The organism is Neobacillus driksii (assembly GCF_013409995.1).
Taxonomy (GTDB): domain Bacteria; phylum Bacillota; class Bacilli; order Bacillales; family Cytobacillaceae; genus Neobacillus; species Neobacillus driksii.
In genome coordinates, this window is sequence record NZ_JACCBX010000011.1 from 142812 (window position 1) to 166571 (window position 23760).

Annotated in this window: 18 protein-coding genes; all 18 read right to left on the reverse strand. The window is 36.2% G+C overall.

Going from position 1 to position 23760, the window contains the following annotated elements; genetic code table 11:
- Positions 1-69: 69 nt before the first annotated feature.
- The 18 genes from F4694_RS23020 to F4694_RS23105 all read right to left on the reverse strand — a co-directional run bounded on the left by F4694_RS23020 (position 70) and on the right by F4694_RS23105 (position 23736).
- Positions 70-948 carry a carbohydrate ABC transporter permease gene (locus F4694_RS23020; RefSeq protein ID WP_179602247.1) on the reverse strand — a complete coding sequence of 293 codons (879 nt, stop codon included), beginning with the start codon at positions 946-948 and terminating at the stop codon, positions 70-72.
- A gap of 11 nt (positions 949-959) precedes the next feature.
- Positions 960-1931, reverse strand: a complete 972-nt coding sequence (locus F4694_RS23025) for an ABC transporter permease (protein WP_179602248.1) — start codon at positions 1929-1931, stop codon at positions 960-962.
- 197 nt (positions 1932-2128) lie between these two features.
- Entirely contained in the window at positions 2129-3385 is a 1257-nt protein-coding gene (locus F4694_RS23030; RefSeq protein WP_179602249.1) for an MFS transporter, read from the reverse strand.
- 164 nt (positions 3386-3549) lie between these two features.
- Complete coding sequence (locus F4694_RS23035) at positions 3550-3918, reverse strand: hypothetical protein (RefSeq protein WP_179602250.1); 369 nt, start codon at positions 3916-3918, stop codon at positions 3550-3552.
- A 180-nt stretch (positions 3919-4098) separates the two neighbouring features.
- Entirely contained in the window at positions 4099-4830 is a 732-nt protein-coding gene (locus tag F4694_RS23040; RefSeq protein ID WP_179602344.1) for a CAP domain-containing protein, read from the reverse strand.
- A gap of 661 nt (positions 4831-5491) precedes the next feature.
- The gene (locus F4694_RS23045) at positions 5492-6301 is read right to left on the reverse strand and encodes a polysaccharide deacetylase family protein (protein WP_179602251.1); all 810 of its coding nucleotides are present in this window, start codon (positions 6299-6301) and stop codon (positions 5492-5494) included.
- 34 nt (positions 6302-6335) lie between these two features.
- A complete protein-coding gene (locus F4694_RS23050) occupies positions 6336-9575 on the reverse strand; it encodes a glycosyl hydrolase (protein WP_179602252.1) in 3240 nt (1079 codons plus the stop codon).
- Positions 9576-9664: 89 nt separating this feature from the next.
- Positions 9665-10303: a YesL family protein gene (locus tag F4694_RS23055; protein WP_179602253.1), complete on the reverse strand. Its 639-nt coding sequence runs from the start codon at positions 10301-10303 to the stop codon at positions 9665-9667.
- Positions 10304-10414: 111 nt separating this feature from the next.
- Entirely contained in the window at positions 10415-11260 is an 846-nt protein-coding gene (locus F4694_RS23060) for a carbohydrate ABC transporter permease (RefSeq protein WP_179602254.1), read from the reverse strand.
- A gap of 2 nt (positions 11261-11262) precedes the next feature.
- Positions 11263-12222, reverse strand: coding sequence for a carbohydrate ABC transporter permease (locus F4694_RS23065; RefSeq protein WP_179602255.1), 960 nt, complete (start codon positions 12220-12222; stop codon positions 11263-11265).
- Positions 12223-12313: 91 nt separating this feature from the next.
- Positions 12314-13621: an ABC transporter substrate-binding protein gene (locus tag F4694_RS23070; RefSeq protein WP_179602256.1), complete on the reverse strand. Its 1308-nt coding sequence runs from the start codon at positions 13619-13621 to the stop codon at positions 12314-12316.
- Between the two features lie 188 nt (positions 13622-13809).
- Complete coding sequence (locus tag F4694_RS23075; protein ID WP_179602257.1) at positions 13810-15105, reverse strand: ABC transporter substrate-binding protein; 1296 nt, start codon at positions 15103-15105, stop codon at positions 13810-13812.
- 24 nt (positions 15106-15129) lie between these two features.
- Positions 15130-16689, reverse strand: coding sequence for a response regulator transcription factor (locus tag F4694_RS23080; RefSeq protein WP_179602258.1), 1560 nt, complete (start codon positions 16687-16689; stop codon positions 15130-15132).
- A complete protein-coding gene (locus F4694_RS23085; RefSeq protein WP_179602259.1) occupies positions 16682-18466 on the reverse strand; it encodes a sensor histidine kinase in 1785 nt (594 codons plus the stop codon). Before F4694_RS23085 ends, F4694_RS23080 begins: the two co-directional genes overlap by 8 nt.
- A gap of 289 nt (positions 18467-18755) precedes the next feature.
- On the reverse strand, positions 18756-19379 hold the full coding sequence (locus F4694_RS23090; RefSeq protein ID WP_179602260.1) for a YesL family protein: 624 nt from the start codon (positions 19377-19379) through the stop codon (positions 18756-18758).
- 40 nt (positions 19380-19419) lie between these two features.
- Positions 19420-20127, reverse strand: coding sequence for a DUF1961 family protein (locus tag F4694_RS23095; protein ID WP_179602261.1), 708 nt, complete (start codon positions 20125-20127; stop codon positions 19420-19422).
- Between the two features lie 166 nt (positions 20128-20293).
- Complete coding sequence (locus F4694_RS32750) at positions 20294-22645, reverse strand: AraC family transcriptional regulator (RefSeq protein ID WP_179602262.1); 2352 nt, start codon at positions 22643-22645, stop codon at positions 20294-20296.
- Positions 22646-22851: 206 nt separating this feature from the next.
- Positions 22852-23736, reverse strand: coding sequence for a carbohydrate ABC transporter permease (locus tag F4694_RS23105; protein WP_179602345.1), 885 nt, complete (start codon positions 23734-23736; stop codon positions 22852-22854).
- Between the last annotated feature and the right edge of the window lie 24 nt (positions 23737-23760).

Consider the following 23760-nt stretch of genomic DNA (forward strand, 5'->3'; position numbering starts at 1 on the left):
TGATTATAATCTGTCAATGAAACTATCAACTATGGGATTTCTTTAAGTCCACATGTCTTTTTTTTATATTTACTCTTTAATAGACCCAATCATAGTACCTTTCACAAAATGCTTCTGTAAAAAAGGATACAGCAGTAAAATTGGCAGTGTGGCGATTACCACTGTCGCCATTTGAATACCTTCTGGTGAATTTAAGGCGATTGTTGAATACACGGAATTCGATTCAACGGACATCTCATCATTCACGATCATCTGTCTTAACTTTACCTGAAGCGGATACAATTTCGGATCATTTAAGTAGTATAAGGCAGTTTGATAGCTATTCCAATGACTCACTCCATAAAATATTCCTATTGTTGCTAATACAGGTTTTGAAAGTGGCAATACGATACGGAATAAAATCCCCAGTTCTCCAAGGCCATCGATTCTGGCAGCATCTATTAATGTACTTGGTATATTTAAGAAGAATGATCTCATTACAAAGAAATTGAATGCACTAATCATGCTTGGAATAATTAAAGCCCACAATGTATCTACCATTCCAAAGTTTTTGACTACCAAATATGAGGGAATCAATGGTGCTGAAAAAATCATTGTAAATAACACCATAAATAAGATAATCTTCTTCCCTTTGTATTCTGGTCTTGACAGCGGGTACGCAAGCGAAGTTGTTGCCAATAAGTTAATAAAGGTCCCGCCGACAGTAACAACCAGTGATACTAAAAATGCTCGCCAAATGGAGGCGTCATGGAAAACGTATTCATAATTGATCAAGGTGAATTCTACAGGCCAAAAGAAGACCTCCCCTTTTGCTATCGCATTTGAGCCGCTGAATGATTTAGCAAATACAGATATTAAAGGGAGAAGCATCGTCAGCGCAAGTGAAGCTAAAAATAATACATTGCATATATCGAATATTTTAGATCTAAAACTTGTACTATATTTCATCCTTTCCCCTCCTAATACAAACTATTTCCGGATACTTTTTTGCTGACAAAGTTAGCAAGGACAAGGAGCACAAGACTTACAACTGATTTAAATAGGCCTATCGCAGTCGTGAAACTGTATTGCGCATTCCGTAAACCTACTTCGTAAATATAAGTATCTAGAATATCTCCATTGGCCTGGTTTAATGGATTCAAAAATACGTAAACCCTTTCAAAACCAAAGTCTAGAAAATGACCGATATGAAGAAGGAATAAAATACTGAACGTTGGTAAAATTGCCGGCAGTGTTACATTCAAAATCTGCTGAAGTCTATTGGCACCGTCCACTTTAGCTGCTTCATAGAGTTCGGGATTGACTCCTGCAAGTGCCGCCAAGTAAATAATGGTTCCCCAGCCCACACTCTGCCAAAGATAAGTCAGCACTAATATTGGCCGGATAAAATCTTCAGAACCCATAAAATAGATTGATTCATGACCTAACCATTCAATCAATTTATTCACAATACCTGTAGTTGGAGAAAGAATTCCAATAAACAAACCGCTAATAATAACCCAGGAAAGAAAATGCGGCATATAGACAATCGTTTGTATGAATCTTTTATATAACACCAAACGCAATTCATTTAATAGAAGTGCTAAAATCAAAGGTGCGGGAAAAATTAATATATCATAAAAACTTAATAACAAGGTGTTCTTTAAGACTCGAATGGAATCAGGATTCTGAAATAAAGCTTGAAAATGCTTTAAACCTACCCATGCGCTATCCCAAATACCTGCGAAAATATTGTAATCTTTGAAAGCAATAACTGATCCCATCAAGGGTACATATTTAAATATTAGGAAATATAAGATTCCTGGAATCGATATAAAATAAAGTGCTTTATATTTGTTAAGACTGCTGAGAGTTTGCCTAATACGAGATTTCTCTTTTATTGTGATGTTTTGATCTGTACTCAAATTTTGCTGTACTAGCGTACTTTTCATCTATCTCTACCTCCTAGACCTTTTTCTTTGAATTTTAAATCAGCATTCTAACCTCCTTCGGAAATTGTTTTCTAAAATTTCAGACTTATACGTTGAGACTTTTTCATATATCCTAATAATGTTATTTTATCATTGCAGAATAATATGTACTTCGGATACATTTTAGCTGATATTGGGTTTTTTTTAGGTTTAGAGAATTAACCCTCGTTTTCAGTTACAGTTTTACTGTCAACCTCGTTCCCTTGCAAACTAGCATTACCTATCCTATAAAAAATAATAGAAATAAAGCTTCCAAATAAAAATAATGTAATCCACGGCACGAAAGAATACTGGCTGTTTATGGCGAGATCATGAAGGTATCCCCCGCCTGTATTTCCTAGAAATCCGCCTATGGCAAAACTCCAGCCGGTAAATCCAAAATAGGTCGCAAATGAGTGAGAATCAGAAAAACTAGATATTAAGAGATTCATAGTAGGTACCACTAACATTTGTCCAAGGGTGAAAATTAATACTGCCCCAAGCATCGACCAAAATCCTTCAGCAAAACTAAACATCAGCATGCTCAGTCCAAGTATGAAAGTACCCAAGGCCATAATATGGAGTTGCTTTATCTTATTGGATAGGATTTGCAACAATGGAATTTGTAGCAGAACCATAAATACTGCTCCAGCCATATAAAGATAGGACACGCTGTCAACACTTTCAAGCAATACTTTGGCTCTGACAGGAACCGAAAGATATAACTGAACGTTTAAAGCCCATACACCAATGACTAACAGACAAAATCCTAGAAAGCTTTTATCCTTACATATTTTTTTAACGATTGGAAAAAGCTTTTGTCCTTTTAAACTTTCCCCTTCCATTTGAGGCAGGAGAATCCAGGACAATAAAAAAGCTAAGGCAAACATAAACGCAGAAGAAAAACAGACTAGAGAAAAATCGAATCGAAGGAGTAACATTCCAATAACGGGGCCCAATATAAACCCAACATTGCTCAAAGTCTCTCGAATACTGAATATTCTTGTTTTCATTTCTTCACTTGTTGTTCGGGCATAGGCCCCGAAACTTGCGGGATGGAAGAGCGCTCCTCCCAAACCTGAAATAAATGCTGCCACTGCATATCCTGCAGCATGGTCGACAATACCATATAAAGTAAACCCAACAATTCGAATCCCTACACCTAACATAATCGTCTTCTTGTAACCAATTCGGTCGGCCGCTATTCCACAAAAAAAGCGCAAACCATTTTGAGCTAAACCACTGACCGCAATAATTGAGCCAGCTAGAGCAGTACTCATTCCTAAATGATTAATAAAATATACACTTAATATTGGAACCAGCATATAAAAACCGATTGCCATCACTAACGTATCCACGTACAAAGCCAATAAACCTGGACTTATAGAACGATGTACAATTACATCTTCATTAGTCTTTACCCCCCTAAACATCATGCCCATTCACCTTCTTTAAATTCATTACTCGATACTACCATTAATTTTTAGGAATGAATATTGGACTTTTTTATATGATGATGGGTTTTTTATGGTTTATAGCGTGAAGTTGAACCTACTTTAGAACAGAAAAAGCACGCCTGAGCGTGCTTCCTCTTTTATAGCTATTGACGGAAAGTCTGATTCTGGAAGCTCTGCATCGGCTGCGATTGGAACGCTGGATTTACAAACGTCTGGTGTTGAAATCCAACAGAACCTGTCTGACCAGACAGTTCTCGTTCCAGCTGATTACATTGATTAATGACTTCCTGACATCTCTGAATTGCCATTTCATGTCCTTGGAGGCTTTGTTGAATGGTTTGAACAGCCATCCGCTCTTTTTGAATCATTTGCTCAAGCACCTGAGCATTTTGCTTCTCATTTTGAAGCATTTGTTGATATTGCTGGTTCGCCATTTGGGTTTGTTGTATTAACTGTTGTGCAAGTTGACGGCATTGTTGAATATGAGTAATTGAATGTTGGCTTGTATACATTCGTAAATCCCCCCATTTTTGGACTCCGAGACATTTAGGGTTGAAATTCAACCCTCTATTATAATCCGCGTTTTGTACCCTTCTCATCCGCTTAGCTAAATTCCAAATAATGATGAGAATAACTCTTTTCTTATTATAAGAAGAAAGGAACCCATGATGGATTCCTTTCTTCTAACTAAATTATTTGCCAATAAACATCTGTGTCCAGTGGTTGCCAGACTTCTCGTACCCTACTCCAATATGTGTAAAGTTAGTGCTTAAAATGTTCTGTCTATGCCCGGCGCTGTTCATCCATGCATTTACGACTTCTTGAGGTGTACGTTGACCCTGGGCGATATTTTCGCCAGCTGATCTATATGTCACACCAAAGTCCCTCATCATGTCAAATGGTGAACCATATGTCGGGCTTGTATGTGAAAAATAATTGTTCTGTGCCATGTCCAGTGATTTCTTTTGTGCCACTCCACTTAGTTGTGTATCATGTTTTAAAGCGGGTAGACCGTTTTTACTGCGTTGTGCATTGGTTAAATCAATAACCTGCTGAACATAGGCACTGACGTTACCAGTTGCTGGTGCTGGCGCTGCTGGCTTAGGTGCTGGTGCTGCTGGCTTAGGTGCCGGTGCTGTTGGTGCCGGCGCTGGTGCTGGTGCTGCTGGCGCTGGTGCTGCTGTTGGACCTTGTTGTTGGTTTGGTGCTTGTCCAGTTGGTCCTTGTTGTTGAGTGTTTGGTGCCGGTGCTGCCGGTCCTTGTTGTTGAATTCTACCTTGTTGGCCTCCAAATTGGTACCATTGGACTGATCCGAACGGAATATACCTATACTGAGCGTGTTGAATTAAGATCGCTTTTGTATGAGGGTAACTTCTACTATCTAAAGTTGTTCGATCAGCAGAGATATTCAAAGCGTCGTTCAGATTGTTATTGTTGTTTTTGTTGTTTTTATTATTATTGTTATTGTTGTTATTGTTGTTCCCTACATTTACTAAATCAGGGTCTAACCCACGATTTAAAGGATTGTAACGTATATTATTCGTGTTATTAGACGTACGGTTGTTATTTACATTTGTAGTATTGTTATTTCGATTTGTCGTACGATCATTATTTACATTTCTTGTACGATTGTTTCGATTGTTCGTACGATCATTATTTACATTGGTTACATTATCGTCATTACGCGCATTTCGATCCCAATCCGGATCATTATTATCTCTATTGCTGTAATCCTCAGTCAGAGGACCATTATGGTCAATACCATCATCTCTGTTATTTCCAACAGTTAAATACGTATTGTCTCGATCTGCCCTGCTTGTACGCACTTCGTCCGCTGCATCATTATTGTTATTACACGCAGCTAGACCAAATGTCAAAACCCCAGATAGTACTAAGCCTAAAGGTTTTTTTATCAAAGTAATTACCCCCTTGCAAAAATTTTTTTTTGCCTTCTTATTGTTGATTATTTTTCAATAAATATTGATGGTAATAACCGTGTTTTTTTACATAAAAAAAACCGTATGGTAATGAAACCTAACGGATTTTTTCCTATAATGAGGGTAAAGTAACATCAAGTACAACATTTCAATTTTTGGAAATTAAATTAACTTGCTTGCCAGCTTTTGCCTCAATGATATTATTATCGGCGCTCAGCCACACGGAAATAGCCGAAGGATTATAGACAAAATGGCTGTCTGCTGAGAATTTAAGGTTTTGAAATGCTTTGAAATAGTCCACAATTTCGATATTTGTTGCATACCAAATTTCACTTTTATTGCTGATTATTTCACAGAATGTTTCGATTAGGTCCCAGTTTTGATCATTGTCAAACTCATAACTATGACCCCAGACATACATCATATATAGATATTGTTTTTTGTTAAGTTGAACGAAATCTTCTGCTAGTTTGATTAAATTTCGGTTATGGTGACAGGTTGGATTCCATTCATGGAAGTCATCCGGAATAGAAAAATTTCCTGTACTATGTACCGTTCTTGCGTATTCGATTCCTAAATATGGGAGCATTTCTTTTATTAATCGATTATAGGATCCATTCGGATATGATAATCCTCTAACCGTATATCCAGCTATTCGCTCCAAACTTTTTCGGTCTTCGATGATTTCTTCAATCAGTTGTTCTTTTGGTGATCGGGCAATCGTAGGATGTGTTACGGTATGTGTGGAGATTTCATGTCCTTCATATAGTTGTGCAACTTCTTCTTCGGGGATACGATCTTCAAACCCCAATAACCCTGAGTTAACATGAAAGGAACCCTTAATACCGTATTGGTTGAAAACCTTAACTAATTTTCTGTCAGCTGCCCTGCCGTCATCATAACTCATTGTTAACACTTTATGTTTACCTTCTGGGAAAGTCATAATCACCTTTGGCATTTTTATCCCTCACAATCCATTAAAAATATCTCTGTTAATACTTCGTTAAACCAGCAACTTCACAGAGCTTATGTTCCTCATAATCAAAATATTTACCTTCTAGAAGCCCTATTAATGTGTTGGTTACCTTCACTTCAACCAGGTTTTCTCCTGTATGTAGAATTTCAGATTTCCCCTTCCATTGATAGGGTGTCCAAGCCTTTACTCCAAGCCGATGGCCGTTCACAAAAACTTCCATACAGTCATGAAAATTTCTATCCAAATCATTAAAAAATAATTCAAAATACGCCTCTTCCGGAACACTGTCTAGATGAATTATCCTTGTAAAAGCCAAAGTCCCAGCATAATATGGATAGCTTGGGTATGGACCCTGTTGTAAGGATGAAGTGTTTAATGCATTTGAAATTACTGGCTGATTCTCCTTGTTAAAAGTAACACCAAAATCACCTAACAAATAAATGGCATCTGTAACTCCATCCCAGTCATGTTCCACTAGTACTTCAATTCGGAGTATGTTTTCTCCATGTTTTAAGGTGGGTAAAATATCACTGGTGACATTACTATTGTCATAAATGAAGTTCTCATGAAAATTCTCTACCCTGTGTTCATTGATATAAATTTGATATTGGCCAGAAATAGCTCCCTTATCCATCAATATCAAACATTTCTCTGGCATTTTCTCAATCATGAACTTCCTTTGATAACTACAGGATATCGGATAATTAAAGGCCAGTTTCATCGGTATACCAAATGATTGACGAAATTCGATGGGCAGACTTTGTTCATTTATTATGTCAGAACATTGATCTATGAACGTTTTTACCGGAACAATCGATTGATTATTAACTTGGATTTTCTTTTCCGTATCGATTTTAAGTTGGAAATGATCGAACCTTAGGGTATTATCCTGAAGCGCCTTCACTTCCCAATTCCCTTTCAACTCGACTTTCCACTTCCATCGCTCAGATTTTCCCTTAACTTCTTTTATATCATCCTTACGGTTTATCTGGACGAGACAGCTTTCATATGATCCAAAATGTATATCCAGTTTCCAGCCATTTCCGTCCCATGTTGCAGCAAGAAGCTCCACTTCGCCTGTTTCCAAATCTAGTCTACAGAACTCACATGGATATGATACTGTCAAGGTTGCATGCTGGTCTCCCTCTTCCTGATTACTGATAAAAACCAGGTTTGATTGATCTGATACCTGACGTTTTTCTGTTAAGAAACTCTTCTTTCCACTTTCTGTTTCAAAGTGTATTTCCTCATGGATATGCTTGTTTAATAGTTGAAGCAATATTTCAATTTCCCCTGAAGGAATAAAATAAGCATTTTGCGCGCCTTTGTGATAGGAATCGACAAGTACGGATTGGTTATTCCAATAGTCTGAACACAGAGATTCACCCATCCCGAAGGTTTCTAAAATCTCTTTTTCTAGTAAGGTATCATCAATCGCTTCAAAAGGAAGTAGTTTATTCCCGATCACTACACCGCCTTGATCGAGGAACAATTTAATTTTTTTCCAGGCAGCACTTTCGATATTAGAAAGCGGCGGAAGGACCAGGACAGAATAACTGGCAGTACCAATTTTGATTTTTCCCTCTGTTATCTCTGCTTCGCAAAGGATTTCCGGATCTAAATGGTCATACTGTTTGTGATGAAATAGCAGCTGTTTAGAGAGTTCAGACCAATCTTGTTTTAAACGTTGGAGCTTCGCCATTTCTGAGTCATCATCACCGATATAGTGAAAGTTATGAAATGGATTTCCCATTTGAGTCCATAAGCTTGTTGTCGGGTCAAGGAGTGCGATGGAACGAATCGGTATTCCACTGCTCATCACATAGCCAAGCCTTCCTGTATAGTCTCCTAATGTTCGGAAGTGCTGCCAGTATGGATTTTGATAAAATTGAGACGGCGGTGCATCATGCTTTGTCAGCCCATCGAGCGTAAAGAAAAAGGCATGGAAATTATAAAAATTAATGCCAAATGCTGCAAGCCGGTCAAGCATCCATTTTGCATCCTGCAAAGTCATCGACCAGCCCACACTATGAAAGCTTTCAATTAAAGCCCTTTCTCTTCCCAACTGATTTGCTAATGAACTAACCATTTTAGGGTTTGCGCGAAAACTTGTCATATACCGATCAAGAATCCATTCCAGTGATATTCCAAGTTTTTCATGGGCACTGTCACCGCCAGGTATATGACTGTATACCTGATTGGACATTCGAACGGAAGGCACTTCCGCTACATATTGGATTTCCTGTTCCTCACACCAATCATGGATTTGTTTATGATAGGACTCCCTTAAAAGGAGATGAATGGATTGAAAATAATCATATCGGACCTTTGCGGTATTCTCTCCACCGGATTCAATTAATGTATATAGATACTCCCTTAAATCATAGCCATTGTGTTTTTGGAAAAAGTCCGGTAATTGAGGGGACCATGGAATTCTCCCTATAAGCCCCGTTTCATCCGTAAAAATCCCTTTAACACTTTTGCCAAATTCTTCTCCTAAGTTTTCGGCATATCGTTCGTGCGTTAATTCAATAAAGGTCTTAATTGCTTCCCGGTTACAAGGGTCAACGAAGGTTCCATAATATTTAAAATCGTCGATTTCTTCTTCAAGGAAACAATGAATCTCCCAATCTCCTTCCGGGGCAGTCCACTTCAGTATTTTTATCGTGTTGTATGTAAAAAATCTTTTTTGATTATAAGTAGTTAGTCCTACCTTTTGATATACCGGTTCGGACTGGTAATTACCAATGTATTTTTTAATATCAATGGGTTCATCCCAACGTTTACTGCCTGTTTCCTGATCAACTGGAACAGCTTTAGCTGACAGCACACGTCCCCATGGCAGCTCCATATTACAGGTTTGGTTACTTTGCAGTGTTTCACTTTTATGGACCAATGTATAGTGTTTGGCGTCAGGATGAAGAAGTGTAACCTCTCCACCGGCAATTCCACTTGGGTATGGATATTCATCATATAGCCAAACATCCATGTTAAGGGTTTTAGCCGTTTCTACAGCAAACTTCACTTTTTTAAACCAATCCTCCGATAAATAAGGCACTTTAAGTCCCTGCCTTGGGCAAATAAAAAAACCTCCCACACCCTTATCAGCCATTTCCCTGATTTGGCGTGCGATTTCATGGTCATCCATCACACCATTCCAAAACCAAAAAGGATGGATCCGGTAAGCAGACGGAGGATTTTTAAAAGTGGTTAAATCGAACATGCTATTATGTCTAATCAGGTTATACTCTTGCACAATAAACTCCTCCAGTAACTAGCTTTAGTAACATGCATAAAAAAAATAGTTAAAAATCGGGCCTCTAATCATGAGAACCCGATGAGTATTTACTGCTCTTGAAATAACAATTGTGATTTTTGATTTATTTTATCAAAGGCATTGGTCGCTGGTTTCATAATAAATAGTGCCAATAGGTTTCCACTATACAATAAACAAATCGGCGGCGCATAGGATAATACAAAAAGGATTCCAAAGCTGCCAATCAACATATAAAAGGTTGAAAGTGGGTTCATAATCATCACAAAAAACGAGTTTTTCATTACCTGACTTAGTTTCATATCATAATGCACAAAAATGGGAATGATATAAAAAAGCATTGATATAAAAATTAGCGTGATGATAAAGAATGGTACATAAAGAAAACTGGCAAAACTATTTGCCGCATGTTGGACGAACTGAAAATCAATGTATAAGATCAATCCAATTGCAACAATAATCACTCCGAGTACATTACTCTTTAAAAATTCTCGCTTATATGCAGTCCAAAAAGTCTTAAAAATAGACATTTCTTCGTTACCTAGCATCCATTTACGAGCAACTGCGAACATTGCCACCGTTGCAGGAAAAAATCCAAAGATGATGAGACCTAGTAGTGAAAATGATATCCATAATAAATTTAAGAATGCTAATCTTGATATCCATTCAAGCAATTTATTTAAACTGCCTAAAAATCCTGAAGTGTCCATTTTTAATCCTCCTTAACACTTGTACCCAATGTTTAGAAATATTATATCTTTGCCACTTCCATTTAGGGTTTGAAGTGGCAAAGTTTTAAGTATATTCTTTTGGATATCATATTATCCTTTTAACCCGCTGGTACTAATCCCTTCAACCACATGGCGTTGGAAGAGGAAAAAGATTACGAATACAGGAATCAATGTAACAACTGACATCGCAAACATCGCGCCCCAGTTCGATACGGTTTCATTACTCAAGAACATATTCAAAGCCATTGATACCGTGTACTTTGTTGGGCTGTTTAGATAAAGAACCGGCCCTAATAATGACTCCCAAGTCCAATAGAATGAGAAAATAGCCGCTGTCGCTAGCGATGGTTTAATTAATGGCAAAATAATCTTCGTGAATATCTTAAATGTGCCACATCCATCAATGATCGCTGCTTCATCGAGTTCCCTTGGAATGGTACGGATAAATTGGACTAAAAGGAAGATAAAGAACGGATGTCCAAAATAAGCTGGAACAGCAAGTGGTTTAATAGAGTTGAGCCAATCAAGCTTTGAGAAAATGATATACTGCGGTACCATTACCACATCATGCGGAAGCATTAAAGTAACCATCATAATCCCGAACCAGAATGCTTTTCCTTTAAACTCTAGACGTGCAAACCCAAAAGCAATAACCGCTGATGAGATTACCTGTCCAATTAATGTAATAACAACTAGGATGGATGTATTTTTAATAAAGACACCAAATGAATTGCCGCCAATACCTTTCCAACCTTCTATAAAGTTGGTCCAAATCCATGGATCTGGGATCAGTGATTTTGCTGTAACAAAAATCGTATCACTAGGTTTAAAAGAACTCATCAGGAGCCAAATAACAGGGTAAAGCATTAAAACTGCAAAGCCGCCGACAAGTATATGATAGACCCACCATCTTGGTGATTTTAATTTTAATGCCATTGTTATCTGCCTCCTTCCGATTCATAGTGAACCCAATATTTTGAAGTAGTAAAAATAATCGCTGTTAAAATTCCTACAATAATAAGCATAATCCATGCCATTGCTGAAGCATAACCCATATTAAAGAACTCAAAACCTTGTATGAATAGATATAAAGAATAAAGTAGAGTTCCGTCTAACGGACCACCTGTACCCTTTGAAATAATAAAGGCTGGGACGAACGTCATAAAAGCTGCAATAGTTTGCATAACTGTATTGAACAGAATTACAGGACTTAGCATTGGCAGCGTAATTTTGAAGAACTTTTGAATCCCGTTTGCACCGTCAACACTAGCAGCTTCATAATAACTTTTTGGAATACCTTTTAATCCAGCTAAGAAGATCAGCATCGAAGAACCAAATTGCCATACGGATAAGAAGATAAGCATCCATAATGCCGCAGTCGGATTACCAAACCATCTAACAGATGGGATACCAAGTACATCAAGTAGAATATTAACAATCCCGACATCACCAAAGACATTACGCCACATAATCGCAACCGCAACGCTTCCGCCAATCAGAGAAGGTAAATAGAACAATGAGCGGTACAGTCCAACAGCCCTAGATGCAGTATTTAACATTAAGGCAATTAATAATGCAAATGCGAGTCTTAAAGGAACTCCACCCAATACATAGATGAGGGTAACTTTTAATGATTTCCAATAGCGGGGGTCGGCTGTAAACATTTGTATGTAGTTATCCAAGCCTATCCATGTTGGGCTTGCAAATAGATTATAATTTGTAAATGATAAATATAAAGATGCTAATATAGGAATGAATGTAAAAGCTAGAAATCCGATAATAAACGGACTGATAAATGCATAACCTGTTAGGTTTTCCTTAATGATACGGGAGCGCTTGCTGACAGGGGTGATCGTGATATCTGCTTGTATATTTTCCTTTATCACACGTGTATTCATTTATTCATCTCCTTATTCTTTGGCCTGCATTCCTAAGATGAAAGGACGATAGCTGATCCATCTATCACATGATCAGCTATCGAAGTGGAAATTATTTTTTGTTTTGTGCTAAGACACTTTCAGCTTGTTGTCTAAACTGTTTTGCAGCGTCTTTCACTGATAGATTTCCATAAGCCATTTGTTCAGCTAAACTATCAAGAGTTTCAATCACTTGTCCGGCACCAACTGGATCTGGACCATCGAATTCTGAGCTATTTCCTTCCGCCCAATCAACATAATCAAATACTTGGACTTGTGCTGGTGAAAGTAATGGCTTTAATGCTTCTTTTACAACTGATGAACCAGGAACACCACGGTCACCAAGATTTAATTTGTTCGCTTCGATATCATTGATCATGAAATCAATAAACTTTGCAGCTTCTTCTTTATGTTCTGAATTATTTCCAACAGACCAGAACATACTTGGTTTTAAATATAAACCTTTTTCACTGTCAGGACCTGGCATTGGAGCAATAGCAAGTTCTCGATTCGCCACTTGTTGAAGCCCGACAAACTGGTTAGACCATTGCCAGATACCAATTGCGTTTTGAGTAACAACAGGATCATCTTCAATTCCTTTTAACTGTGCTAAGAAGTCAGGTGTTGGAACCGCTTTATCCTTAACCAAACCAGATGTCATGTTGAAGAATTCTTCGAACAGCTTGTCATCTTTATATCCAAGAGAGGCACCATCTTTGCTATAAAGTGACTTCCCTTGTGTTCTTAAGAAGTAGTTGAAAAATACATCCGCTTTCATTCCTGTATCCATAAATACGCCAGCAGCTTTTGCTTTTGCTGCGATTTCTTTGTAATCGTCCCAAGTCCAATTTTCTGGGATAGAATCTACACCAGCTTTTGCAAGTACCGCTGGATCATGATGAAAACCAACAACGTTTACACCAGCATTAATTCCATAAAGTTTATCGCCAAGTTTACCGCCATTGATGATATTGTCAGCAATATCTTTTGTATTAATTTGTTTATCTAAATAAGGAGTTAAATCAGCAATTTGTTCATTTTGTGCATACTGTGAAAAGTATGATAAATCCATTTGGATAATATCAGGCAGCTCATTTGCGGCTGCTTGAGGAGCTAGCTTTTTCCAGTAGTCATCCCAAGCTGCATATTCAGCTTCGATTTTTACATTTGGATTCTTTTCTTGATACATTTCAATAATTTTAAGTGTGTAATCATGTCGAGGCTGAGATCCCCACCAAGCGATACGAAGAGTTACTGGTTCATCTTTTTTGTCTTCTTTTTTAGGTTTAGTTTCTTCACTGCTCGTTGAACTGCTGCTGTTACATGCTGCTAATGTAAAAACTAAAACAAATGAAAACAATAGCACTAAAAATTTCTTCATTCTTTATTTCCCCCTTCTTTTTTTCACACTTTTTATGTAAGTGTTTACATCCTTAATTATGCAACGAAATCAAAATTGTCTGAATCTAATTTTCCGCTTTGTTTGTTTAAAAATCAGACATTTAAAAAGCTCCCTTGAAACAAGCAGCTGTGTGCTTGTCACAAGAGAGCTTTCTTTTTCTATATAGATTAGTTATTATTTGAGAGAATTGTGGTTGCTTCCGATCTAAAAAGTTGTGCTCCTTCTGCCGGTGTTATTTTTTTAAACAATATTTGTTCGGAAACGTCTTGTAATAATTTCACAACCTCATTACTGCCCAGAGGATCTGCTTTGTCCACTTTTTTGTTTGTATTTTTCACTTCATTTACGTAATCGAATACCTTTTTCTGAGCAGGAGATAAATCTTTTTCTATTTTCTGTACAACCTTCGTGGAAATGGGAACTCCTCTTTCGCCTTTAATGACTTTATTTGCTTCAATATCATTTATAACGAAATTTATAAATTGAGCTGCTGCCTCTTTATGCTTTGAACTTTTTGACATCGAAAAAAGCATACTAGGCTTTACAGAAAGTCCCGCATCTTGTCCTGGTCCCGGAGGAGGCAAAAGCTCAAGCTGCCGGTTAGTTGCTTGTAAAAAGCCGATATACTGGTTGGAATATACCCATTGCATCGCAGACTGTTGTTTGACTAACAACTCATCTTCGATTCCTTTTATCTGTTCCGTAACATCCGCTCTAGGGAAGGCACCTTTATCAAGAAGTCTTATTTGCATATCGAAATAATCAATAAACAATTGATCATCCTCATACCCTAATCCAGTTCCTGTTTTATTATATAAATTCATGCCTTTTGTACGTAAGAAATACGAGAAGAACACATCTGGTGACTTCATTCCGTTTGTACCATAAATACCTTTTTCTTTATGAACTTGTAAAGCTATTTTCTCAAAATCACTCCATGTCCAATTCGCATTTGGCTTATTATCCGCACCTGAAGAAAGTAAATTTTGGTCAACGATGATGGCCGGCGCATTTAATCCTAAAGGAAAACCATACAAATGTTCATCGATTTTCCCACCTGAGAGAATAGCTTCACTTATGGAATCTGTCTTAATTAGATTTTGATCAACATACGGTGTTAAATCTTCAAGCAAGTAATTCTCACTGTACGTTTTAAGATAAAGCATATCCATTTGGACAATGTCTGGAAGTTGATTACCCGCTGCCATTGGAGCCAATCGTTTCCAATAATCATCCCAATTTGAATATATTGGTTCTACATTAATCGTTGGATATTTTTCCTCAAACAATTCAATTACTTCCAAGGTATAGTCATGCCGAGGTTTTTCTCCCCACCAGGCAATTTTTATGGTTATTTTCTCATTCCCTTTACTCTCGGCAGAATCTGTTAAATCGAAATCTCCACACCCACCAGCGAAAAATACCATTACTAGGGATAAAGTAGAAAACAATAGTTTTTTCATATTTTTTTCCCCTTTTTACTCTTTTTACAGACCTTGTAAAGATTCTCTTTTATATTCTGATGGAGTAAAACCTGTATGTTTTTTGAATACCTGACTAAAATATTGAGGGTTTTCACCATAACCAATTTTTTCAGCAATCTCGAATACCTTTACATCATTTTCCTTCTCGATCATTTTTATGGCTAACTCAATTCTTAATCTTGTAATATAATTTGAAAACTTTTCTCCCGTTTCTTTCTTAAAAAGCTTTCCTAGATAATCGGCATTCATATATAACATCTCATTTGCAACCCAATGCAAGGATAAATTTTCATTCCCAATATACTTGTCGATCGTCTCGATAACCTTCTTAATTATCGTGGAATGTTTATTATTATTTTGATTAAAAAATGTTAGGGTGATTTCCTGGGCAACGCTTTCAAAAAAGGACTTCAAATTTTGAATGGTGTCTATTTCTAAGAGTAGATTTAATTTGGTTAAATACATATTCATCTCTTTAGGTTCACATAAACGGATCATCGCATTAAATAATTGAATGACATAAGATTTGGTGATATTGATATCAAGCCTTAACTCTATTAACTGATTAAAAAAAGTCTCTATTTCTGCATTAACATCACACCAGGATCCGGATTTCACCAATCGGCAGAAGGTTTGGTCATCGTAATAGAACTCTAATTCCTCTGTTGGATTTTGATAGGCAATGTCTTTTTTGGTAATAACTCCGCCTTCTCCTAAATAAAAACGATAAGCTAGACAGTCTAGTGCTTCACTATATAGTTTATTCGCGGTACTTATTTTCCCTGTGTCGCTGATGGCGACCGTTGAATCTATTTGGTAATATTGAAAAAATGTTTTTTTAATCTTTTCAATTTGAGAGAGTAGTAGAGAGTAGCTGCAATAATCCTCAAGGAGGAATAATATCGTTTCGCCAACCATGCAGCTAAGAATATAGGAACCAAATATATGTTCAGCTATATTTTTTATAGCAAACATATGCTCAAATTCAAAATTCCCCTCAAGTTGAAATAAAACCAGCCTAACATTCGGTGTATGTAAATCTATGTTAAAAAGTTTTTGATAATACGCTAGATCTTTGTTTTCATAATGATTGGTTATAAATTCTTTCATCAGCTGTTCTTTTGCATAAGGAAGAACACTGTCGAGTGTTCCTTTCATATTTTGAATAAATTGTTCACGAATTTGCTTTTGTTGCAATTCCTCACAAATCTCTGTTATAGCATCCATAATTGAATTCTCATTACAAGGTTTTAATAGATAATGCTTCACCCCGTATTGCATTGCTTGTTTGGCGAAATCGAATTCACTGAAACCGGATAACAAAATAAATCGTATCTCAGGAAATACACTATTAACCTTTGCAACTAGCTCGAGACCATTCATTCCAGGCATTTTAATATCACTAATCACGATGTCCGGTTGTTGCTGTTCAATCATACTAAATGCCTCAATCCCATTTCTTGCGGTCCCAATTAAACTTGTCCCAATCGACTCCCAATTGATTACCTTTGACATCCCTTCGGTTATGATTCGTTCATCATCAACTAGCAATACTTTATACATGGCTCTCCCCCTTATCGAAAGGTAAAACAATGATCACTTTCGTTCCTTTATTAGGCTCGCTTTCAATTTCTATTCCGTATTTCCCACCGTAGGCCAGTTTAATTCTGTCATTAATATTCGACAAGCCTACCCCTTGTCCTCTTGTTTTTACTTCTCCTCTTTTTAACTTTTCTATAAAGGTTGACTCCATTCCGGGTCCATCATCTTCTACAATTAGTTTAATACTTTCTTTTTCTACTATTGAATAAACACTAATTTTACAAGGATCAATCTTCGGCTCTAAGGCATAGTGAATGGCATTTTCCACAAGAGGCTGTAACGTTAGCTTCGGAATATAGAACCCGCCTATATCTGAATCTACCTCCATGTGAAAATCTAATCTTTCTTCGAATCTATATTTCTGAATTATCACATAATTACTTATAACATTAAGCTCTTCTTCAATCGTGATTAGTGGTTGTTTTAAGCTGATTGAATTACGCAATAAAAAACCAAGCGCTTCTACCATTCTAGAAATTTGTGTCTGCCCATTGCCTTTTGCTAACCAATTAATAGATTCTAATGTATTATATAAAAAATGAGGATTGATTTGAGCCTGCAGCGCCTTAAACTCTGTCTCTTTAATGGTTAGCTGTTTAGAGTAATTTTCATTAATGAGTTCATCAATTTGCTGGATCATCGTCTGAAAATTTTGCTGAAGTTTACCAACCTCATCATCCTGCATAATTGGCGTTTTAAGTGCATTCCTGCTTGCTTCCTTAAAATCTCCCACCTTTACATATTGCATGCTAGCTACAAGATTCTCCAAGGGAATGGTGATGTTCCTTGCAAATCGAATTCCAAAAATCGTTACAACAACAAACATGAGTATAAATATGATGACCAAAAATGTTTTTACCTTGTTGATATTCTCAAATATTTGATTAAAAGGAATAACGTTTAAGTAACCCCAATCAAAGTAGTTGGATTTAATGTGAACAAGGAAATAATTCTTTTTATCGATTTTTTTTATTTGATAACCTGAATCTACTTTTTCAGAATCTAAAGATATGGCTGCTTCTTTAAATAATGAATTCGTTTCTTTTGGAAAGATAATATTACTATCTCTAACAATTAAGAATTCACCATCCATTTTTCTAGAACCTTCTAAAATGTTCGCTACCAGTTTGTCCATATTGATATAGATGACAATCGTACCTAGGTTGTCGAAGCTTAAATTGCGAAACTGTCTTATTTCGCGTGCAGTTGAAAATAAAAGGTCATTCTTCTCCGGGTTTAACCAAACATTACTTCCATTAGCCTGCATGGCCATTTTGGTAATATCTGCTTTTTGCGACGGGGTAAGTTTTACTGTCTTGGGTCCGACTACATATTCTTCTCCATTTACATCTACTAAATTAATAGATTGGATATATTCTTCCTTATTTGCGTAGCTTGTAAGTCTGTCCAACATGTTCGTACGCATACGAAATTTGTCGTATTCGGTACTGTCTTCACTGATTGATGATAGGTACTGCTGGATTTGGGAATCGGTCAAAATATTATAGGACAGTTCCTCTAAGTTTTTCAATTCACTCTCGATACTATTAGAGGATGTACTTAAAACCTGTGAAGACTTACTATAAATCTGCTCATCGTAAATATGAAAAGCGTACTGCAATCCAAAAAAGGTAAAAGAAAACGATATAACCATTATCCAAGATACTAGTAGAAAAAGTTTATATTTAATTTGTAAGTTATGATAATCCATCTTTAATCTATCAAGTATCCTCTTCATTTAGGTTATTTCTCCATTGTTTATAGTAAGATACTGATTGCCTTGGTGGAAGCGCAGTCATTATTGGGCAGTAAAAAACGTTTTCTTATAATAAAGATTCTTCGTAAAATTAATTAAATTTTATCATTTACTTCCTGTTTTTCATAGTGCTATTTGTTTATCAGGTATAAGGTTACTATTAATCTAACTAAAAAAGGCCCTCAAATGATGAGGGCTTCTCCGGGTTTATCCTGCATTTTGGTAAATAGTGTGAAGTGTATATTTCCAATCAGTCGTCTTCCATTTCCTTTTAAGAGGCATTTTGTAGTTTCTTTATTCTTGAAAAAGCAATAAAAGATGCCCACATTATTACGAATGATAAGATACTTCCACTGAATATTGGAATTAATCCAGGTATCGTTGTCATCAAAAGATAGACTGCAAAGCTTCCAATCACCATCAATACTGTAGATAATGGGTTCATTAGCATGATCACGAAAGCACATTTGATAACTTGCAGGATCCTTAGATCAAAATGAACTAACGTAGGAAAAACATAAAATAATGTTAAGACAAAGCCTAAAGCAAGCATCAGGGATGGGTAATACAATAGATTAATAAATCCGGTCGTATTTCTTAAAAAGAAGATATCAATATATAAGATGTAGCCTGTAATGGTAAGAATAAGCCCTAGGAGATTACTTTTGAAAAATTCGCTTTTATAAGATTCCCAAAAAGTCTTTAAGATTGGAATTTCATCTTTATCCATAAGTATTTTCCTAACGATTACAAACATAGCGGTTGTAGCCGGAAACAAACCAAATACGATTAAACCCAGCAATGTAAACGAAATCCATAAGATATTAATGTATGCTAATTTCATAATCCAATCACAAAGTCTGTAAAATCCACCTATGGCCCCGTTCATCTGCATAGATTTTTCCCCCTAAGTTTATATTTATTAATTTACAAGTTTATACATTTTTCGTTTCTGGTCTTAAAACAGCTCTGTGTACAGTTAAATTTGCATAGGCTGCTTTCATAGGCGCCATCTGCCGCAAGCCGATTTTTCCGCCGCCATAGATCGATCCAAAGCTGACTCCATCATCTTCCCATTCAAGTAACGGTAAATCATTAATCGAAAACTGAACAATCCCCTCATATTTTACAAGTCTCATATGATAAGGGGCGATTGCATCCTCAACTGGCGGCAAGGGATCTGCACCAGCTGCAACTAGATGAAATCCATGGCTTTTGCGCAAATTACATGTACGAAAAGCCCGTTCATCTGGATGCTTATGCCTAAAGTAAGATAAATGCAGGGCATTCATTTCACCTGAATGATACTCAGGGTATCTCCCGTTTCTTACTGGCAAATTAGTGGAAAAGAGATTCTCTCCATACCTGCCGGTTGCTGCAAAAAATATCATACAAAGGCCCGGTTCTCGTATTGGATAAAATTCCCATTCAATCATAATTTTATCTGGAAAATCAATTGGACACCAAAATACCCAGTGAGCATCGTCCCCATATATATCAGGGTCTAAATCGTTTTCTAAATATAATAAATTATTTTCAAAATTAATTCTTGCCCTTCCTTCCAATTTCCAGCCTTCGATATCTCCTATACTCGAAAGCCGATTGTGATAAAGACACTCCCCTTTTTCAAATTGCCTATACATAGTTTCTTCTCCTTAGCATCATTTTCTATTTAAAATAATATAGGGTGTTCAAGGTTTTCCAGCAACCATACTTTTTTGTATCGGTTAAACTAACGTGTTTTCAATCCCTAATGGAGGTGCATATGGCAAGAACATCCTATTTACAAAAAAATGATGGTTCTAAACACTACCCATCATTTTCAACTTGTATATAATTATCCTTCTGATTAAGTTTACGGTATTGGCTTGGTGGAATACCTATTTGTTTTTTAAATATCCTATTAAAATAACTGTGTCTATAACCTACACTTTCAGCTATGTCGTTAATCTTAATATCCGTATTTATAAGTAGCTCCTTTGCTTTTTCAATTCTTAATTGTGTTAAATAATCGATAAAGTTAATTCCCACCATTTGTTTAAATGCCTTACTTAACGAATATGGGTTTGTACCTACCTCGTCAGCACAGCTTTCTAAGGAAATGTCATCCGCATAACTTTCCTGTATTTTGGTGACAACCTTTTCAATTACCCGTTTTAATTCAATATTCATTCGACCCTCTAACTTCTGAATAAACGGTCCTACCACATCTTGAGTAAACCATTTAATGATTCTCTCTGTATCACGAATTTGAGAAAGTTCTTCATACATATTTTTCCCTTCAAACAGTTCATGTGGATGTATCCCAGAATGGAGTATTTCATGCTGGATAGTACTATAAAGCTGCACAATCCCCTGATGAATATTGATTTCATTAATCCCCTTCTCCGTTAGTTCCTGTAAAAATGGTCTGATTAAATTCTCAACCTCTGCGGTATGTCCCATTCTTATCGCTTGGATAACTTCCTTTTCGATTGCAAATGGATAGTGGATTTGATTAATATGTTCCGATCTTTCATGCTCTTTAAGATCAATAACCTGATTACTATTTTCAAATATTCTAAAACGCTTTCCACTTCGAACTTCCTCAAAAATATAAGGAATTCTCTTAATACTATCGGTGGGTTCACTGATTGTAACCGTTACCTGCATATTCAATATTTCATTTACAGTTTTTGTTACTTTATCAGCAAAGCTATGTAATTCCACCCTGAATGAATCACTGTTTGGATGGATTACTAGTGCCCCAACTGATAAATCCGTAAATTTTATTATATTAAACTGATCAAACATATCGTTTGCCAGTTCCTCCATTATATTTGATGCAGAAAATGTAACAAGACTTTCATCATTATTTGAGAAACTATCCTTTGATTCGCCTAAACCTGTTAGTTGAATTTCCAGAGCTGTAAAAGATTTTCCTTCTAACTCCCAGCCATAATTCTCCATTCTTACCCGCAAATCTTCTTCCGTATTATGATATAAATAACCCTGTATTAACTGTAGAATAAAACTGCTTTTGATTTGTGTAATCTGCTCGACCAGACGGGATTGCAGCAGATTACTTTTTTGTGATAGATTTTGAATTTGATGTTCGATTATTGTAAAAACATCCCGGCCTTTACGTCTCCATAATCCCTCTTCTTCATGTCCTAAGGATTTTAATAGTTTATTAATCGGAGAATAAATACGATTTGACGTGAACCAGGATAAAACAAACGCAAGAATAAGTGCGGATATACTTAAAATTAATATCAATCTGGAAACAAGTACTACTGGTGCCGTAATCGAAGACATCGGAGCAGCAGACACATATGTCCAATCAGAATCTACCCTTGTAAATTTACCGTAGGAGATAGAATACATTTTTTTATTATGTTTTATTTGGAATGAGCCTTCAGTATGTTTCTGAGTTTCCATTTCACGCTTTAATACATTTATAAAAGAGGAGTCCTTTGTGCTATTTGATGAGAGTAAGATTTCATTTTCTCCATCTAAAATAAATGTCGCTCCCTTATCATAGGGGGTTAATGATTTTAATAGTTGTAGCGCTTTATTTTGGTCTATCGTGACAATAATTGAACCAAATGGATCCTTGCTTGTTGCAGGAATACGGTGTACAAATGCAAGCGTTTTCTTTTTAGAGCCAGCTTCTAGTGGGAACTCTGTCCAATAGAGTCTTTTACTACTTTTTAATGTTTGATGATAAATCTGCTTTGACTGTTCGTCCAATACGTTATATTCACTATTAAATAAAATGGGCTTTTCGCCTTCAATATATAAATCTACAGTTTTAATTAGATTATGTCTGCCCTGTAATAACAAAAGAGTTTTAGAAATATCATAGGTTTCAGTAAATTGCCCAACAAAATCAATATTCCTTAATGATTCACTAAATCTCGGTTCAAATGCCCATTGTGAGGTAGAATACTCCAAATATTTAAATTGTTCATCAATATTCTTTGCTCTTTGCTCTATTTGACTAGTATGTAATGTTCTTAATTCATTTTCAACTTTTCCAACAGCAAACCAATAAATACAAAGTCCAGTGATTAAGCCTGGAATACTAGCAATGAGTAAAATTAAGATAAAGCTATTACGATGAAAACTGCCTCTCCATTGAAGTGTTTTTAGTTTTGCACTTATGTTTTTAAATTTCACTAGTACACCTCCGCATTTGGAACTTTACAAAATTCGACTGTAACCAATTATGGCATATTTGCATTAAAAATGAATGCGCTTTAATAAAAATGTCTGAATTTTCACTATAAATGTCGGATTTTTGATAATACAAAAGGGCCATTTGCATTGAATGAAGTTATCATCCAATGCAAATGGCTCTTTATAATTTTTAAATGCATCTTCATTTATCCTTTAACCGAACCTAATAACATACCTTTTGCAAAGTGTTTCTGTAAGAATGGATACACAATTAAAATAGGCAAAGTTGCAACAACGACCACTGCTAGTTTTAATGATTGATCAGGCGGTTCCACAAAGTTTGCACTCGTAGAGGCAGCATCACCAAGCTGTGCCTGTGATAGAATAATAATTTGTTGAAGCAAAACCTGTACCGGCCATTTTGCACTATCGGTAATGTATAGCAAAGCACTGAAGAAGTCATTCCAAATAGCTACGGCATAAAACAGAGCGAATGTTGCAAGAACAGGCTTGGAAAGCGGCAGCATGATGCGCCAAAATATCCCTACTTCTGAACAACCATCTATCTTTGCTGCTTCTTCTAATTCAATTGGTATATTTTGAAAGAATGTTTTAACAATAATTAGGTTAAAAGGATTGATCGCAATCGGTAAAATTAAAGCCCAGTAAGAATCTAATAATCCTAATGACTTTACAACGATATATCCTGGAATCATTCCTCCACTGAAGAGCATCGAAAAAACAATTAGATTCATAAAGAAGTTACGACCCATCAACGTCTTTCTTGATAAGGGATAGGCCATTGAGAACGTAAAGAATAAACAAACCAATGTCCCTACTAAGGTAACCCCAATAGATACTAAAATACTTCGAGTGAAAGTGTCAGTAGAAAAGATATATTGATAGGCTGTAAGTGTAAAAGTTTCAGGGAAGATAAAAAAACTTCTTCTTGTTAATTCTGCTTCAGTTGCAAAGGAACCAGCAATAATATAAAGGAATGGCGATACCATGATAATCCCAATAATCCCCATAAGAATAAAATTAAATACATCAAATACTCTCCCAGCTGGAGTATTATGCATTTTTGGCATAGACATACTTTCCACCTCCTAAAT